Source organism: Pulveribacter sp., assembly GCF_032079985.1.
In the GTDB taxonomy this organism is placed as follows: Bacteria; Pseudomonadota; Gammaproteobacteria; order Burkholderiales; family Burkholderiaceae_C; genus Melaminivora.
The window spans coordinates 217932-233981 of sequence record NZ_DAMATK010000002.1 but is presented as its reverse complement, the minus strand read 5'-3'; the positions used below and the strand labels follow the sequence as shown (position 1 = coordinate 233981).

The following is a 16050-nucleotide window of genomic DNA, read 5'->3' as shown; positions in this document are numbered from 1 at the left end:
GTCAGGCGCCGGGCGCCTGCTCCGTGCGGGGCGTTGAAAGGGAAGGAAAAAAGTATGGCACGGCGGCCTGCGCCAGCGCGGCGGCACCGGCCGGCGTGGCCAGGCTCTGCGCAGCGGCGCCCAGCGTGCCGGCGTCGGCCATGCGCAGCGCGCCGGACGGCGGCAGGTTGGCGGCTCCCTGCGGCCAGCGGGCCAGGGCCCGGGGGCCGGCGCGGTGGCCGGCGTCGGGGTATGGCGCGTCGCTGCCGGGCACGGGCGCGCCGCCGAGGGCCAGCGCACCGGCAAACCGCCCGGAGGCCAGCGCAGGCGGGCCCAGCGCCCAGGGCGCACCGCAGGCCACCAGCACGGCGCCTTGCAGGCCCAGCCGCTCGGCCAGTTCGGCCAGCACCTGCAGGTGCCACTCGGGCGTGTGGTCAGCCTCCTTCTTGGGTTTGTCGCTGCGGCCAAAGCCCGGCAGGTCGGGCACCACGACGCGCTGGCCGGCGCCTGCCAGCGCCGCGGCCAGGTGGCGCAGGCCGTGGCTCCACGTGTCGGCGCCGTGCACCAGCAGCCAGGCGGGGGCGCCGGCGCCCTGCCCCGGCGCCATGTCGCGGTAGTGCAGGCGCAGGCCGGCCAGGGCCGGCAGGTCGCTCACGTAGTGCTGCGCCGGCCAGTCGCCATCCAGCCCGGCAAAGCGCGCCTCGGGTGTGCGCAGGGCGTCGTCGCGCAGCGGGTATGCCGGGCGCTGGGCCTGGCGGCGTTCGCGGAAGAAGTCGCCCAGCAGGGCCGTGCATTCGCCGGCCAGCACACCGCCGGCGATCCGGGTGTGGTGGTTCAGGCGCGGCTCGCCAAACAGGTCGAGCACCGAGCCGGCAGCGCCGGTCTTGGGATCGGCCGCGCCGTAGACCACGCGGGCCAGACGGGCGTGCAGCATGGCGCCGGCGCACATGGCGCAGGGCTCCAGCGTGACGTACAGCGTGCAACCGTCCAGCCGGTAGTTGCGCAGCCGCTGGCCGGCAGCGCGCAGCGCGGCGATCTCGGCATGGGCTGTCGGGTCGCAGCCGGCCAGGGGGGCGTTGCAGCCGGTGGCGATCAGCTCGCCACCGCGCACCAGCACGGCGCCCACGGGCACCTCGCCCGCGTCGCGCGCGGCGCGGGCCTGGTCCAGGGCCAGGCGCATCCAGTGCGCGTCCTGCTGCGCCTGGGTGGCCTCGCCGCTCATGTTTTCATAGCTGCTTGCGCTTGACTGGCAAGGGCTAGGGGCCGATTTCACTGCGCATCGTCCGGCAGGGAGCGGGGCTGCTGCATCAGGGCGTCCACCTGCTCGCGCACCTGCTGCTGGATTTGCTGGCTTTGCGCGCGCACGGTGGCGTCGGTGGTGCTGGTGGCGGCCGGCGGCGTGGCCATGCGCACGGCGCCGGTCTGCTTCTTGGCCAGCACGGCCACGATGGCCAGCGCTGCCAGCAGCGCGATCAGTCCGAAACCCAGGCGCATAGCGTGCTTTCCTTAGCCGAAGAACTTGATGAAGACCTGAATCGCCACGGCGTTGACCAAATCGATGAAGAAGGCGCCCACCATGGGCACGATCAAAAAGGCCTTGTGCGAGGCGCCGTACTGGTTGGTGATGGCCTGCATGTTGGCCACCGCCGTGGGCGTGGCGCCCATGCCGAAGCCGCAGTGGCCGGCGCACAGCACGGCCGCATCGTAGTTGCGGCCCATGATGCGGAAGGTGATGAAGGCGGCATAGGCGGCCATGACCACCGTCTGCACTCCCAGGATGATGACCAGCGGCCCGGCCAGTCCGGCCAGCTCCCACAGCTTCAACGACAGCAGTGCGATGGCCAGGTAGATCGACAGACCGGCGTTGCCGAACACGTCGATGGCCCTGTCGAAGACCTCGAAGTTGAAGACGTAGTCCAGCACGTTGCGGATCAGCACGCCCCCGCCCAGTGCCCAGACGAAGGTGGGCAGCTGCACGGCTGTGCCGGCGGTGAAGTGCGTCATGAACTCGGCGAACGCCAGGCAGCCGGCGAACAGCGCCAGTGTCTCGATGGTGGCGTCGGCGGTGATGAGACGCGTCTTGTGCGGAAACTCGAAGTTGGGCGTGCCCGCCTCCAGCGCGCCGTGGATGCCGTCGCCCTGCGGGCCGTGCAAGTTGTTGCGATGGATCAGCCCCTTGGCCAGCGGCCCGCCGATCAGCCCGCCGATGACCAGGCCGAAAGTGGCGCAGGCAATGCCCAGCGTGACGGCGCCGCGGATGCCGTGCTGATTCTCCAGCACCTGGCCCCAGGCGCCGGCCGTGCCATGGCCGCCCACCAGGGTGATCGAGCCGGCGATCAGGCCGATCAGCGGGTCCAGTCCCAGCACGCTGGCCAGCGCCACACCGACGCTGTTTTGCACCACGATAAACACCACCACCACCAGCAGGAAGACGATCAGCCCCATGCCGCCCTCGCGCAGCTTGGCGAAGTTGGCGCTCAGGCCGATGGAGGAGAAGAACACCAGCATGAAGGCCGTCTGCAGGCTGGTGTCGAAGGACGGCTGTACGCCGGTGGTGACGTTCAGGCCCCAGGAGATGAGCGCAGCCACCAGACCGCCGGCCACGGGCTCGGGGATATTGAATTCGCGCAGCCAACGGATGCGCTGCACAAGGAACTTGCCCACCAGCAGCACGATGGCGGCAAAGATGAGTGTGTAGTAGGTGCCGAACTGAATGGCCATGGTCTGGACAGGAAAGGTGTGCGCCCCGGCGGTGGCCGCCATGCTATGCCGGCCATGCAGCCCGGCCGTGTAGGCACAGGCAAGCACCGCGGTGCCGTTGCATCAGGGAAAACCCGAGATTGTGCCGCAGGCCGTGGACCGTCCCTGCGGCCCCGCGCGGGCAAGCAAAAGGCCGCGCGGGGATAATCCGCGCCCTATGTCCCTGCAACCCCACCTGCTTGAACTGCTCTCGCCCGCGCGCGATGCCGACATCGGCATCGAGGCCGTGAACCATGGCGCGGATGCCGTCTACATCGGCGGCCCGGCCTTCGGAGCGCGCGCCACCGCCGGCAACGACCTGCGCGAGCTGGAGCGGCTCATCCGCCACGCCCACCGGTTCAACAGCCGCATCTTCATCACCCTGAACACCATCCTGCGCGACGACGAGCTGGAGGACGCGCGCAAGATGGCCTGGCAGGTGTACGAGGCCGGGGCGGATGCGCTCATCATCCAGGACATGGGCCTGCTGGAGCTGGACCTGCCGCCGCTGCAGCTGCACGCCAGCACGCAGACGGACATCCGCACGCCGGAAAAGGCCCGTTTTCTGCAGGACGTAGGCCTGTCGCAGATCGTGCTGGCGCGGGAACTGGATCTGCAGCAGATCGCGGCCATCCGCGCCGCCACCGATCCTGCGCGCACCACCATCGAGTTTTTCATCCACGGCGCGCTGTGCGTGGCCTATTCGGGCCAGTGCTTCATCAGCCACGCCCACACCGGGCGCAGCGCCAACCGCGGCGACTGCAACCAGGCCTGCCGCCTGCCCTACGAGATACTGGACGGTCAGGGCCGCATCCTGGCGCACGAGAAGCACGTGCTGTCGATGAAGGACAACAACCAGAGCGACAACCTGCGCGCTCTGATCGACGCCGGCGTGCGCAGCTTCAAGATCGAGGGCCGCTACAAGGACCTGGGCTATGTGAAGAACATCACGGCCCACTACCGCCGGTTGCTGGACGAGATCATCGAGGAGCGCGAATTCACGGGCGCGCCACTGGCACGATCCTCGTCGGGACGCACCACCTTCACCTTCACGCCCGACCCGGACCAGAACTTCAACCGCGAGTTCACCGATTACTTCGTCAACGGCCGCCAGGACGACATCGGCGCCTTCGACACGCCCAAGACGCCGGGCCGCGCGATCGGCTGGGTCACGCAAATCGGTGACAAGTGGTTCGAGCTGGAGACTTCGGACAAAGCCACGGTGCTGCACAACGGCGATGGCCTGTGCTACTGGGACCTGCACAAGGAACTGGTGGGCGTCCACATCAACCGCGCGGAAAGCCTGAACGAGAAAAAGGGCCTGTGGCGCGTCTTCCCCAAGGATGCGATGGCCGGTTTCAAGGATCTGCGCCGCGGCCTGGAGATCAACCGCAACCGCGACATGGACTGGGTACGCACGCTGGACAAGAAATCCAGCGACCGCCGCATCGGCCTGTGGGCGCAGCTGTGGGAAACACCCGAGGGCCTGGCCCTGACGCTGACCGACGAAGACGGCTTCACCGGCAGCGCCGCCGTCGCCCTGGCCCACGCGCCTGCCACCGACCCGGCCCGCGCCGAAGCCACGCTGCGTGAGCAGCTCGGACGCTTCGGCACGACGATCTTCGCGGTGCACGACATCGGCCTGCAGCTGTCGCAGCCGTGGTTCGTACCCGCCTCGGCCTTGAACCAGCTGCGCCGCGACGCCCTGGCGCAACTGGAGGCGGCACGAGCCGCGGGCTTCGTGCGCCTGCCGCGCGCCGCGCCCGTGCAGCCCCCCGTGCCCTTCCCCGAAGACACGCTGAGCTATCTGGCCAATGTCTTCAACCACAAGGCGCACGACTTTTACGCGCGCCACGGCGTGAAGGTCATCGACGCCGCCTACGAGTCGAAAGAGGAAGAAGGCGAAGTCAGCCTGATGATCACCAAGCACTGCGTGCGCTTTTCCATGAGCCTGTGCCCCAAGCAGGCCAAGGGCGTGATCGGCGTGAAGGGCACCATCAAGGCCGAGCCGCTGCAGCTCATCAACGGCAAGGAAAAGCTCACCCTGCGCTTTGACTGCAAGCCCTGCGAGATGCACGTGGTGGGCCGTATGAAGAAGTCGGTGCTGAACCAGCACCGGCGCGAGATGCAGGAGCGGCCGCTGCAGTTCTACCGGACGCGGCCCGCGCCCTGAGCGCCCCCGGCTGCGGGAAAGCCGCAGGCCGGCACCGGCGGCATTGCGGCACACTCTTTGCCCCCTGCCTTCAGGAAGCCGCCATGACTGCGCCCAGCCAGATCGTCATCTTCGACTCGGACCAGCACGCCGTGCAGGTGCGTCTGGAGGGCGAGTCCGTGTGGCTGAGCCAGGCGCAGATGGCGGAGCTGTTTGACAAGGATGTCCGCACGGTCAACGAGCACATCGGCAACGTCTATGCCGAAGGCGAACTGCAGCAGGAGGCAACCTTCCGGAATTTCCGGATGGTTCGCCAGGAAGGCAAACGCCAGGTGCAGCGCGAGATCGCGCACTACAACCTGGACGTGATCATCTCCGTGGGCTACCGCGTCAAGTCGCTGCAAGGTACGCGCTTTCGCCAGTGGGCCACCACCGTCCTGCGCGAGCACCTCGTCCAGGGCTACACCCTGAACCGCCAACGCTTCGAGCACAACGCAGCCGAGCTGGAAGCCGCCCTGGCCCTGGTGCGCAAGGCGGCAGCCGGCGAGGCGCTGACCACCGACCAGGGCCGCGGCCTGGTGGACGTGATCGCGCGCTACACCCACACCTTCCTGTGGCTGCAGCGCTATGACGAGGGCCTGCTCGCCGACCCGGCCGGCAGCCCCGGCGGCACGCTGCCGGAGCCTGAAGAGGCCCGCGCCGGCATCGCGCGCCTGAAAGCCGACCTGATGGCGCGCCGGGAGGCCACCGCCCTGTTCGGCCGCGAGCGCGGCGATGCCTTCGCCGCCACGCTGGGCAACCTGGAGCAGACCGTGTTCGGCGAGCCGGCCTACCCCACGGTGGAATCCAAGGCCGCGCACTTGCTGTACTTCATCATCAAGAACCATCCGTTCGCGGACGGCAACAAGCGCATCGGCTCCTACCTGTTCGTGGACTTCCTGGCGCGCAACGGGCGGCTGCTGCGCGGCAGCGAGCCGGTCATCAACGACGTGGGCCTGGCGGCGCTGGCGCTGCTGGTGGCCGAATCCAACCCGGCCGCCAAGGACATCATGATCCGCCTGATCCAGAACATGCTGGCGCCCCTTGAAGCGGCGCGCGCAGCCTGAACCCCCCCTTCCATGCCCCGCCGCCTGCCGCCCACCAAAGAACAATCGGCCCTGCTGCCGCTCTTTCCCACGCTGGCGCCCGCGCGCATCCACATCCCTGCCGCGCCCCAGGACTTCGCCGCCGCGCGCGCCGTGCTGCTGGCGCAGCCGGTGCTGGGGTTCGACACCGAGAGCCGGCCGGTCTTCACCGCCGGCGCGCACGACCCCGGCCCCGACCTGGTGCAGCTGGCAACGCCCGAGGACGCCTGGCTGCTGCAGCTGCACCAGCCCGAGGCGCTGCAGCTGGCGCGCGAGGTGCTGGCCAACGCGCGCATCGCCAAGGCGGGCTTCGGTCTGGACAACGACCGGCGCAGCCTGCCCAGGCGCCTGGGCGTGGGGCCCGCCGGGCTGCAGGACCTGGACCGCGTGTTCGCCCGCCACGGCTTCGGGCGCAACACGGGCGTGCGCGCGGCCGTGGCGCTGGTGCTGGGCCAGTCGCTGACCAAGAGCAAGAAAGCCTCCACCTCCAACTGGGCGGCGCGCACGCTGAGCCCCGGGCAGATCCGCTATGCCGCCACCGACGCGCACGCGCCAGCCGTGCTGTGGCAAGCGCTGCCCGCGTGGGAGGCGACGCAGCCGCCGCCTGCACCGGAGCGCCGCTCCCGCCCAGCGCGCATAAGCACATAGCCAGCGCGTCGTTCGGCGTCCGCAGCGGCTGGCCGACAATGGCCGCTTCCCCCAACACACCTCCTGGAGACTCTCGATGCGCATCGAAACCCTGGCCGTGCACGCCGGCTACTCGCCCGACCCGACCACCAAGTCCGTGGCCGTGCCCATCTACCAGACGGTGGCCTACGCCTTCGACAGCGCGCAGCACGGCGCCGACCTGTTCGACCTGAAGGTGCCGGGCAACATCTACACGCGCATCATGAACCCCACCACCGACGTGCTGGAAAAGCGCGTCGCGGCCCTCGAAGGCGGCATCGGCGCGGTGGCCGTGGCCTCGGGCATGGCGGCCGTCACCTATGCCATCCAGGCGATCGCCGAGGCCGGCGACAACATCGTCAGCGCCAGCACGCTCTACGGCGGCACCTATAACCTGTTCGCCCACACCTTTCCGCAGCAGGGCATCGAGGTACGCTTTGCCGACCCGCGCGACCCGGCCAGCTTCGCCCGGCTGATCGACGAGCGCACCAAGGCCGTGTTCTGCGAATCCATCGGCAATCCGCTGGGCAACGTGACCGACATCCGCGCCCTGGCCGACGTGGCGCACGCCCACGGCGTGCCGCTGATCGTGGACAACACGGTGGCCAGCCCCTACCTGCTGCGCCCCTTCGAGCACGGCGCCGACATCGTGGTGCACGCGCTGACCAAGTACCTGAACGGCCACGGCAACAGCATCGGCGGCGCCATCGTCGACAGCGGCAAGTTCCCTTGGGGCCAGCACAAGGCGCGCTTCAAGCGCCTGAACGAGCCCGACGTGAGCTACCACGGCGTGGTCTACACCGAGGCTCTCGGCCCGGCCGCCTACATCGGCCGCGTGCGCGTGGTGCCGCTGCGCAACATGGGCGCCGCCCTGTCGCCGCACAACGCCTTTCTGACGCTGCAGGGCATCGAGACGCTGCCGCTGCGCATGGACCGCATCTGCGAAAACGCGCAAAAGATCGCCGAGGCGCTGCAGAAGCACCCCAAGGTGGAATGGGTGCGCTACGCCGGATTGAGCGACCACCCCGACCATGCTCTGGTGCAAAAGCAGCTGGGTGGCCGCGCCTCGGGCATCCTGTCGTTCAGCCTGAAGACCGCCGCCGGCGAGGACGCACGCGCCGCCGGCGCGCGCTTCCTGGACGCGCTGCAGCTGTTCCTGCGCCTGGTGAACATCGGCGATGCGAAATCGCTGGCCACGCACCCGGCCTCCACCACGCACCGCCAGCTGGACGCCGATGAACTGGCCAAGGCCGGCGTGACCGAGGGCATGGTGCGCCTGTCCATCGGCATCGAGCACATCGACGACCTGCTGGCCGACCTGCACCAGGCGTTGGACGCGGTCTGAACGGGCGGCTTTTTTTACAAGCCTTTTTGGACTCCAGCGCTTATCCAACAAGCGCTGGCAGCTATCAATTAAGTAGCTACTGCTGGGGCGGCGCCCACGGCGCCTGCCAGCCGCCACCCAGGGCCTGCACCAGGGCCACGCCGGCCTGCTGGCGCGACAGCTGAAGCTGCATCAGCGAACGCCGCGCATTCAGCGCCGTGGCCTGCGCCGTCACCACGGCGGTGAAGGCCGAGATGCCGGCGCGGTAGCTGTTGAGGGTGCGCTCCTCGGCCGCGGTGGCGGCCTCGGCGGCGACGCGGGCGTGCTCGATCTGCGCGTCCAGCGCGGCCATGGCGGTCAGCTGGTCCTCCACCTGGCCGATGGCCTCCAGCACGCTCTGGCGATAGCTGGCGCTGGCCAGCTGGTGCGCGGCCACGGCCTGGTCCACGGCGGCGGCGCGCGCGCCGGCATCAAACAGCGTCTGCGCCAGCGCGGCGCCCAGCGACCAGGTGAGCGTGGGGGCTGACAGCAGCTTGGCCAGATCGACCGCCGTGCCGCCCGCGCCGGCGCTCAGGTTCAGCTGCGGCAGCCACGCGGCGCGGGCCGCGCCGATGCTGGCGTTGGCGGCGGCCACGGCACGCTCGGCCGCGGCCACGTCCGGGCGGCGCAGCAGCAGCTGTGACGGCAGCTCGGGCGGGATGGCCGGCGCCTGGCGCACCCAGGGCGCCGGCGGCAGGGCAAAGCGCGCCGGCACTTCGCCCACCAACAGGGCAATGGCGTGCTCATACGTGTCGCGGCTGCGCTGCAGCCCGGCGCGGGTGGACAGGGCCGACTCCAGCGTGCTTTGCGCCTGCAGCACGTCGGTGCGGGCGACGATGCCGGCGTCGTAGTTGTTCTGCGTGATGGCCAGCGCGCGGCGATAGCCCTCGATGATGTCTTCCAGCAACGCGCCCTCGGCCTCGGCCTCGCGCAGCGCGAACCACGCCTGGGCCAGGCTGCCCTGGGCCGACAGGCGGGCGGCGGCCAGGTTGGCCTGGCTGGCCTGCAGGCTGGCCTCCTGCCCCTGCACGCCGGCGGCCAGGCGGCCCCACAGGTCGGGCGCCCAGCTGGCCGTCAGGCCGAGCGACGCCGAGCCGCGCGCCGGCTGGCCGTTGCGCTGAGTGGACAGCTGCGTGCCCACCGTGGGCCACTGTGCAGCCTCGGCCTGGCGCAGCAGGGCCTGGGCCTGGGCCACGCGGGCCACGGCAGCGGCCAGATCCTGGTTGCCGATCTCCACGCGCGGCATCAGCGCATCCAGGCCCTCGTCGCCGAACAGCGTCCACCAGCGGCCTTCGTGCCAGGCGCGGTAGTCGGCGGTGCTGACCCAGCCCTCGGGCGCCTGGCCGCGCCAGGCGGTGCCCACGTCCACGGCCGGCGCCTGGTGCGGCGGCGTGACGCTGCAGGCGCCCAGCAGCAGGGCCAGCGCCAGGCCCGTGCTTAAAGGTAAAAAACGGCTCCAGCCCTTGCTGGGCAAGCGTGGGCAGCTATCAAAACAGGTGTGGTTCATCTCGTCTCCGCCAGGGCCATGCCGGGGCTGCCTTCAGCGCCGCGCGGGCGCCGCGGGCGGCGGCGCAGCCGGTCCAGCAGCACGTAGACCACGGGCGTGGTCAGCAGCGTGAGCAGCTGGCTGGCGACCAGTCCGCCGACGATGGTCACGCCCAGGGGCTGGCGCAGCTCGGCGCCCTGGCCGAAGCCTATGGCCAGGGGCAGCGCGCCCAGGCCGGCGGCCAGGGTGGTCATCAGAATGGGGCGAAAGCGCATCAGGCAGGCCTCGCGCACGGCGGCCGTGGCGTCCAGCCCGCGCGTGCGCTCGGCCTCCAGCGCGAAGTCGATGATCAGGATGGCGTTCTTCTTCACGATGCCGATCAACAGGAACACGCCGATCAGCGCCATGATGGAAAACTCCATCTTCAGGGCCAGCAGCGCCAGCACCGCGCCGAAGCCGGCGCTGGGCAGCGTGGTCAGCACCGTGATGGGGTGGATCAGGCTTTCGTACAGGATGCCCAGCACGATGTAGATGACCACGATGGCCGCCACGATCAGCAGGCCCTGCTGCGATTGCGTTTCCTGCGCGGCGGCGGCAGCGCCGGCGAATGCGCCACGCACGTTGTTGGGCATGCCAATGGCGTCCACCGCCTCCAGCACGGCCTGCTGGCCTTCCTGCAGCGACACGCCGTCGGCCAGGTTGAACGACAGCGTGCTGGACAGCTCGCCGTCCTCGTGCATCACCCGGGTGGGCACGGCCCGTTCGCCCACGTGCGTGAAGGCCGACAGCGGCACCATGGTCGCCGGCAGCACCGACAGCGGCTGGCCGGTGGAGGCGTTGCGCTGGCCCGGGTTGGCCGATGCGCCGCCGGTGCCCGCCGCGCCAGCCGCGCGCGTGGCGGGCACCCACACGTCCTGCAGCGCCAAGGGCGACTGGGTGTACTGCGGCGCCCATTCCATGACCACGCTGTACTGGTTCAGGTCGCTGTACATGGTGGCCACCTGGCGCTGGCCGAAGGCGTTGTACAGGGCTGCGTCCACGGCCTGCGCCGTCACGCCCAGGCTGGCCGCCAGGGCGCGGTCGACCTGCACGAAGGTCTCCACGCCGTTGTCGCTCTGGTCGTCGTCCACGTCGGTCAGGCGCTCGTCGGTCTTGAGCTGAGCAGACAGCTTGAGCGTCCAGGCCTTCAGGTCGGCGACGTTGTCGGCCTTCAGCGAGAACTGGTAGGTGGAGTTGCTGCTGCGCCCGCCCATGCGCAGCTCCTGCACCGGGTTCAGGAACACCCGCAATCCGGTGATGGCGGACAGCTGCGGGCGCAGCCGGTTGATGACGGCGCGCGTGCCCTCGCCCTTGGGCCGGTCGCGCGCCGGCTTGAGAGCGGCCGACAGAAAGCCGCCGCTGTTGCCCCCGGCAAAGGCCACCACCGTGCCCACGGACGGGTCGGCGCGGATGATGTCCACCGCCTGCTGCAGCTTGTCGGCCATGGCGTTGGAGGAAATGCTCTGGTCGGCGCGCAACCCGCCCACCATCTGGCCGCTGTCCTGCTCGGGAAAGAAGCCCTTGGGGATGGAGGCGAACAGGTAGCCGTTCAGCCCCACCACCACGGCCAGCACCAGCACCACCAGCCAGGGCGAGGCCAGTGCGCCATCGAGCGCATGGGCGTAGCCGCCCAGCAGGCGGTGCTCGGCCCCGCGCGCCCAGCCCGCCAGGGTGCGCCGCAGCCGGCCCATGGCGCTGGCACGCACCGGTGCCGCGGCGGCGCGCGGCGCACTGGTGCGCGGCAGCAGCAGCGCGCACAGCATGGGCGTGGTGGTCAGCGAGATGACCAGCGAGATCATCACCGCGGCCGACAGCGTGACGGCGAATTCACGAAACAGCCGCCCCGGCTGGCCGCCCATGAACAGCAGCGGGATGAACACCGCGATCAGCGACACGCTGATGGTCAGCACGGTGAAGCCCACCTCGCGCGCGCCCTCCAGCGCCGCGCGGCGCCGCTCCCAGCCCTGTTCCAGGTGGCGGGTGATGTTCTCGATGACCACGATGGCGTCGTCCACCACGAAGCCGGTGGCCACGGTGAGGGCCATCAGCGTCAGATTGTTCAGCGAATAGCCCAGCGCGTACATCACGGCAAAAGTGCCCAGCAGCGACACCACCGTCGCCACCGCCGGGACGACGGCCGCCCGCAGGGTGCGCAGAAACAGCCCCACCACCGCGACCACCAGCAGCACGGCGATCACCAGCGTGATCTCCACCTCCTGCACCGAGGCGCGCACCGAGCCCGTGCGGTCGATGGCCACGTGCAGCTCGATGTCCTGGGGCAGCTGGGCGCGCAGCTGCGGCAGCAGCTCCTGAATGGCGTCGGCGGTGGCGATCAGGTTGGCGTCCGGCTGCTGGGTGATGTTGACCACGATGGCCGGCTGGCCGTTGAACATGCCGCGCGTGCGCGTGTCCTGCACGCTGTCCGTGACGCTGGCCAGCTGCGACAGGCGCACCTCGTGACCGCCGCGCAGGGCGACGATGAGGTCGCGGTAGTCCGCCGCGCGCAGGCCCGGCGCGGGGGTGAGCACCTGCAGCGCACGCCCGTCCGCCTCGCCGCCCAGCTCGACCACACCCTTGGGCCGGTTGGCGTTGCCGGCCTGCAGCGCGGCGCGCACGTCGTCGCCGCTGATGCCCAGCTGGGCCAGCGCGAAGGGGTTGAGCTCCACGCGCACGGCCGGCTGCGAACCGCCGCCCAGCGTCACGTCGCCCACGCCCGGCACCTGCAGCAGGCGCTGGCTGACGATGTTGCTGACCGCGTCGTAGATTTGACCGGGCGAGCGAGTCTGCGAGGTCAGCGCCAGGATCAGGAAGGGCTGCGCGGCCGGGTTGGCCTTGCGGTAGGTGGGGTTGGAGCGCAGATTGGCCGGCAGGTCGATGCGCGCGGCGTTGATGGCCGCCTGCACGTCGCGCGCGGCGCTGTCGATGTCGCGGTTCAGGTCGAACTGCAGCACCACGCGCGTCGAGCCGGTGCTGCTGCTGCTGGTCATCTCGTTGACGCCGGCGATCGATCCCAGCGTGCGCTCCAGCGGCGTGGCCACGGTGCGGGCCATGTCGGCAGGGCTGGCGCCGGCCATGTTGGCCGACACGAAGATGACGGGAAAGTCCACCGCCGGCAGGCGCGCCACAGGCAGCAGGAAGTAGGCCCCCAGGCCGGCCAGCGCCAGGCCGATGGTCAGCAGCACGGTGGCGATGGGCCGCTCGATGAAGGGGCGTGAGAGGTTCACTGCGCGGCCTCCCGCCGGCCCTCGCCGAAGCGCCGGCCCAGCCGGTCGAACCACAGGTAGGTCACCGGCGTGGTGAACAGCGTGAGCAGCTGCGACAGCACCAGCCCACCGAAGATGGCCAGGCCCAGCGGGCGGCGCAGCTCGGCGCCATCACCCCAGCTGAGCATCAGCGGCACGGCGGCGGCCAGCGCCGCCAGCGTGGTCATCAGGATGGGGCGAAAGCGCAGCAGCGCCGCCTGGTGGATGGCATCGCGGGCGCTCTTGCCCTGCCCGCGCTCGGCGTCGATGGCGAAGTCGATCATCATGATGGCGTTCTTCTTCACGATGCCGATCAAGAGCACCAGGCCGATGATGCCCACCACGTCCAGCGCATGGCCGGACAGCCACAGCGCCAGCAGCGCGCCCACGCCGGCCGAAGGCAGCGTGGACAAAATGGTCAGCGGGTGCACATAGCTTTCGTACAGCACGCCCAGCACGATGTACACGCACACCACGGCCGCCAGGATCAGCCACAGCTGGTTGGACAGCGAATTTTGGTAGGCACCCGAGGCGCCTGTGAAGCGCAGCGTGATGGAAGCCGGCAGCCCTTCGGCCTGCGCCGCAGCGCGCACCGCCTGCACGGCGGCGCCCAGGCTCACGCCCGGCGCCGTGTCGAAGCCCACGGTGGCGGCCGGGTACTGGCCCACGCGGTGCACGGTGAGCGGCGTTTCCTCCTCCACCACCCGGGCGAATGATTCGAGCGGCGTGGTGCCGCCGCTGCTGGTGCGCACCGGCAGCTCGCGCAGGGCGCGCAGGCTGGCGGGGTCATGCTGCGCGGCCTCCAGGATCACGCGGTACTGGTTGGTCTCGGTGAAGATGGTGGAGACGATGCGCTGGCCGAAGGCGTTGTACAGCGTGTTGTCCAGGCTGCTGGCCGTGACGCCTAAGCGCGCGGCGGTGTCGCGGTCCACCCGCACCATGGCGGCCGGGCCGGTGTCGCCGGCGGTGGTCGTGGCGTGCCGCACCTCGCTCACCTGGCCCAACCGCTGCGCCAGGCGCCGCGCCCACTGGTTGACCTGGGCCGTGTCCACACCCTCCAGGTCGAAGCGGTACTGCGTGGGGCCGGTGTCGGAGTCGATGGTCAGGTCCTGCGTCGGCTGCAGGTACAGCGTGGCGCCGGCCACCTGGCTGGCCACTTGCTCGCGCAGGCGCTGCATGACGGTGGCCTGCGAGTCGCCGAAGAGCGGCTGCGGCCGCAGGTTGATGACCAGCCTGCCGGTGGACAGGGCGCTGTTGTTGGCCGCGTCCACCCCCACCACCGAGCTGACCGACTGCACGGCGTCGTCTTGCAGCACCAGTCGCGCCACCTGGCCCTGCAGCGCCGACATGCGGGCGAACGACACGTCTGGCGCCGCCTGCACCTGGCCCTGCAGCTGGCCCGTGCTCTGGGTGGGAAACAGGTCCTTGGGGATGACCACGTACAGCAGCGCCGTGAGCACCAGGGTCAGCACCGCCACGGCCAGCGTCAGCGGCTGGTGCGCCAGCACCCAGTGCAGGCCGCGGTCGTAGTGGCCCACCGTCCAGTCCATGCCCTGCTGGATGCGCCGCGCAAAGCGCCCCTGCGACTCATGGAGCGGACCCAGCATGCGCGCCGACATCATCGGCACCAGGGTCAGCGACACCACGGCCGAGAACAGGATGGTGATGGCCAGCGTGACGGCGAATTCGCGGAACAGCCGGCCGATGACCTCCTGCATGAACAGCAGCGGGATCAGCACGGCGATCAGCGAGACGGTGAGCGAGATGATGGTGAAGCCGATTTCACCGGCGCCGTCGAGCGCGGCTTGCAGGGGCGGCTTACCCATTTCGCGGTGCCGAGAAACATTCTGGCTACGGCTCACGTCGGCTGCGCCGACATGACCCTGCGCCGGAACATTGCCCGTGTCGGCTGCGCCGCCAGGTCCGGCTGCGCCGGCCCGCATCTCGCGATGCCGGGCAATGTTCTCAATCATCACGATCGCGTCATCCACCACGAACCCCGTGGCGATCGTCAGCGCCATCAGCGTCAGGTTGTTCAGCGAATAGTCCAGCAGGTACATGAACGCCAGCGTGCCGATCAGCGACACCGGCACGGCGATGCTGGCGATGACCGTGGCGCGCAGGCTGTGCAGGAAGGCGAAGATGACCAGCACCACCATGGCCACGGCCAGGATCAGCTCCACCTCCACGTGCTCGACCGAGGCGCGGATGCCCAGCGTGCGGTCGGTCAGCACCGTCACCTGCACGCTCTGCGGCAGGGCCTCGCGCAGCTGGGGCAGCTGGCGCTTGATGGCGTCCACCGTGGCGATCACGTTGGCGCCGGGCTGGCGCTGCACGTTCAGGATGATGGCGGGCGTGAGCGGCGTGGCGTTTTCAGATGAAATCGCCCCCTGACCCTTGTCCTGACTGCGCAAGCCGCTATCGTTTTTGATGCCCGTCCAGGCGCCCAGGCGGCGATTCTCGGAGCCGTCCACGACCTCGGCCACATCCTTCAGGCGCACCGGTGCGCCGCTGACGTAGGCCACGATCAGCTCGCGATAGTCCTCCACCGACAGCAGCTGGTCATTGGCGTTGATGCTGTACTGCCGCGCCGGCCCGTCGAAGCTGCCCTTGGCCGAGCTGGAGTTGCCCGCGCTGATGGCGCTGCTGATGGAGTCCAGCGACAGGCCCATGCTGGCCAGCGCTTGCAGGTTGCCCTGCACGCGCACGGCGGGGCGTTGGCCGCCGGCCAACGTGACCAGGCCCACGCCGTCGATCTGGCTGATTTTCAGCGCCAGCCGGGTGTTGACCATGTTCTGCACGTCGGTCAAAGGCAGGCTGTCCGAGGTGATGGCCAGCTGCAGGATGGGCGCATCGGCCGGGTTGATCTTGGCGTACACCGGCGGCGCCGGCAGGTCGGCCGGCAGCAGCGAGCCGGCGGCGTTCATGGCCGCCTGGACCTGCTGCTCGGCCGCGTCCATGGACAGGCTGAGGTTGAACTGCAGCGTGATCAGCGACACGCCGGCGCTGCTGACGCTGCTCATGCGCGAGAGGCCCGGCATCTGGCCGAACTGGCGCTCCAGCGGCGCGGTGACGGTGCGGCTCATCACGTCCGGGCTGCCGCCGGGGTACAGCGTCTGCACCTGGATGGTGGGATAGTCCACCTGCGGCAGCGCCGCCACGGGCAGGAAGCGCAGCCCCACCAGGCCGGCCAGCACGATGGCCAGCATGAACAGCGCGGTCGCCACCGGCCGCTGGATGAACAGGCGCGAGACGTTCAT

At 70.0% G+C, this 16050-nt stretch carries 10 protein-coding genes; 4 read left to right on the top strand and 6 right to left on the bottom strand.

Translation table 11 applies throughout. From position 1 onward, the window contains the following. Position 1: 1 nt before the first annotated feature. The 3 genes from tadA to gltS are packed head-to-tail and all read right to left on the bottom strand — an operon-like array spanning position 2 to position 2700. Entirely contained in the window at positions 2–1201 is a 1200-nt protein-coding gene (gene tadA, locus RT282_RS07365; protein ID WP_313312974.1) for a tRNA adenosine(34) deaminase TadA, read from the bottom strand. Between the two features lie 47 nt (positions 1202–1248). Continuing rightward, on the bottom strand, positions 1249–1473 hold the full coding sequence (locus RT282_RS07360) for a hypothetical protein (RefSeq protein ID WP_312304323.1): 225 nt from the start codon (positions 1471–1473) through the stop codon (positions 1249–1251). 12 nt (positions 1474–1485) lie between these two features. After that, the gene (gene gltS, locus RT282_RS07355; RefSeq protein WP_313313989.1) at positions 1486–2700 is read right to left on the bottom strand and encodes a sodium/glutamate symporter; all 1215 of its coding nucleotides are present in this window, start codon (positions 2698–2700) and stop codon (positions 1486–1488) included. 196 nt (positions 2701–2896) lie between these two features. Between gltS and RT282_RS07350 the strand changes: the two genes are divergently transcribed. The 4 genes from RT282_RS07350 (at position 2897) to RT282_RS07335 (ending at position 8005) form a co-directional block, all read left to right on the top strand. Then, positions 2897–4891, top strand: a complete 1995-nt coding sequence (locus tag RT282_RS07350) for a U32 family peptidase (RefSeq protein WP_313312973.1) — start codon at positions 2897–2899, stop codon at positions 4889–4891. An 83-nt stretch (positions 4892–4974) separates the two neighbouring features. Then, complete coding sequence (gene rhuM, locus RT282_RS07345; protein WP_313312972.1) at positions 4975–5976, top strand: RhuM family protein; 1002 nt, start codon at positions 4975–4977, stop codon at positions 5974–5976. A 12-nt stretch (positions 5977–5988) separates the two neighbouring features. After that, on the top strand, positions 5989–6642 hold the full coding sequence (locus tag RT282_RS07340) for a 3'-5' exonuclease (protein WP_313312971.1): 654 nt from the start codon (positions 5989–5991) through the stop codon (positions 6640–6642). Positions 6643–6718: 76 nt separating this feature from the next. Beyond that, positions 6719–8005 carry an aminotransferase class I/II-fold pyridoxal phosphate-dependent enzyme gene (locus tag RT282_RS07335; protein ID WP_313312970.1) on the top strand — a complete coding sequence of 429 codons (1287 nt, stop codon included), beginning with the start codon at positions 6719–6721 and terminating at the stop codon, positions 8003–8005. 76 nt (positions 8006–8081) lie between these two features. Here the strand turns inward: RT282_RS07335 and RT282_RS07330 are convergent, their stop codons facing one another. The 3 genes from RT282_RS07330 to RT282_RS07320 are packed head-to-tail and all read right to left on the bottom strand — an operon-like array spanning position 8082 to position 16050. After that, the gene (locus tag RT282_RS07330; RefSeq protein ID WP_313312969.1) at positions 8082–9530 is read right to left on the bottom strand and encodes an efflux transporter outer membrane subunit; all 1449 of its coding nucleotides are present in this window, start codon (positions 9528–9530) and stop codon (positions 8082–8084) included. Further along, positions 9527–12772 (bottom strand): efflux RND transporter permease subunit, encoded by a 3246-nt coding sequence (locus tag RT282_RS07325; protein WP_313312968.1) that lies wholly within the window; start codon positions 12770–12772, stop codon positions 9527–9529. The genes RT282_RS07330 and RT282_RS07325 overlap by 4 nt, the downstream gene beginning before the upstream one ends. Then, on the bottom strand, positions 12769–16050 hold the full coding sequence (locus RT282_RS07320) for an efflux RND transporter permease subunit (RefSeq protein WP_313312967.1): 3282 nt from the start codon (positions 16048–16050) through the stop codon (positions 12769–12771). The genes RT282_RS07325 and RT282_RS07320 overlap by 4 nt, the downstream gene beginning before the upstream one ends.

What these genes read in the sequence shown, in the direction of transcription:
- gltS (WP_313313989.1), bottom strand. Translation starts at nt 2,700, where the DNA reads ATGGCCATTCAGTTCGGCACCTACTACACACTCATCTTTGCCGCCATC.
- RT282_RS07350 (WP_313312973.1), top strand. Translation starts at nt 2,897, where the DNA reads ATGTCCCTGCAACCCCACCTGCTTGAACTGCTCTCGCCCGCGCGCGAT.
- RT282_RS07340 (WP_313312971.1), top strand. Translation starts at nt 5,989, where the DNA reads ATGCCCCGCCGCCTGCCGCCCACCAAAGAACAATCGGCCCTGCTGCCG.
- rhuM (WP_313312972.1), top strand. Translation starts at nt 4,975, where the DNA reads ATGACTGCGCCCAGCCAGATCGTCATCTTCGACTCGGACCAGCACGCC.
- RT282_RS07360 (WP_312304323.1), bottom strand. Translation starts at nt 1,473, where the DNA reads ATGCGCCTGGGTTTCGGACTGATCGCGCTGCTGGCAGCGCTGGCCATC.
- tadA (WP_313312974.1), bottom strand. Translation starts at nt 1,201, where the DNA reads ATGAGCGGCGAGGCCACCCAGGCGCAGCAGGACGCGCACTGGATGCGC.
- RT282_RS07335 (WP_313312970.1), top strand. Translation starts at nt 6,719, where the DNA reads ATGCGCATCGAAACCCTGGCCGTGCACGCCGGCTACTCGCCCGACCCG.
- RT282_RS07320 (WP_313312967.1), bottom strand. Translation starts at nt 16,050, where the DNA reads ATGAACGTCTCGCGCCTGTTCATCCAGCGGCCGGTGGCGACCGCGCTG.
- RT282_RS07330 (WP_313312969.1), bottom strand. Translation starts at nt 9,530, where the DNA reads ATGAACCACACCTGTTTTGATAGCTGCCCACGCTTGCCCAGCAAGGGC.